Raw genomic sequence first — 314 nt, forward strand, 5'->3', positions numbered from 1 at the left:
TGCAGGGCAACGCGGCCCTCGCGGCGGTTGAGCACGTCGAGGATCTTGTCGACGAAGCCCAGGCGGGTCATGGTCGAGTCGGTGACGATGGTGACCCGGGTGACGTCGCGCATGTCGGCCAGGTAACGGATGGCGTTCGGCTCGAAGTAGGTCTTCGCGGGGATCTTGAACCACTGCAAGTTGTTGTTCCTCCGGCCGATGCGCTTGATGTTGATCAGGTTGATCGCCGAGACGTTGTTCGACACGGAGTTGTGTCCGTACGAACCACAGCCGAGCGTGAGCGAAGGGATGAACGCGTTGTAGATGTCACCGAT

At 60.5% G+C, this 314-nt stretch carries 1 pseudogene; it reads right to left on the reverse strand.

Going from position 1 to position 314, the window contains the following annotated elements:
- A pseudogene (locus BV453_RS01645) lies at positions 1-314 on the reverse strand (bifunctional acetaldehyde-CoA/alcohol dehydrogenase); the annotation flags it as partial.

Source organism: Microbacterium sp. ER1, from assembly GCF_023383675.1.
Classification (GTDB): domain Bacteria; phylum Actinomycetota; class Actinomycetes; order Actinomycetales; family Microbacteriaceae; genus Microbacterium.